This is a genomic window from Leisingera sp. ANG49 (assembly GCF_059694505.1).
The window spans coordinates 1-296 of record NZ_JCATZN010000078.1 but is presented as its reverse complement, the minus strand read 5'-3'; the positions used below and the strand labels follow the sequence as shown (position 1 = coordinate 296).

At 60.1% G+C, this 296-nt stretch carries 1 protein-coding gene; it reads right to left on the bottom strand.

All coding sequences use genetic code 11. The features are described 5' to 3' along the window. Nucleotides 1-293, bottom strand: a 293-nt coding sequence (locus AC58NV_RS23815) for a formate--tetrahydrofolate ligase (protein ID WP_497229336.1), incomplete at its 3' end; no start/stop codon positions are given. Nucleotides 294-296 lie beyond the last annotated feature (3 nt).

The window sequence follows — 296 nt, the reverse complement described above, 5'->3', positions numbered from 1 at the left end:
GCTTCGCGGATACAGATCATCGCGTTCTTGCCGATCCGGTTCAGGCCGTCGCCCAGGCCCACGGTGGTGGTGGTCTTGCCTTCGCCCGCCGGGGTCGGGTTGATCGCGGTCACCAGGATCAGCTTGCCGTCTTCCTTGTCCTGAACGGAGTTGATGAAGCTCTGCGACACCTTCGCCTTGTCGTGGCCGTAGGGCAGCAGATCGTCATTGGAAATCCCGATCTTCGCGCCAATCTCCTGGATCGGCTTCTTCTGCGCTTCACGCGCAATCTCGATGTCACTCTTGTAGCTCATGGC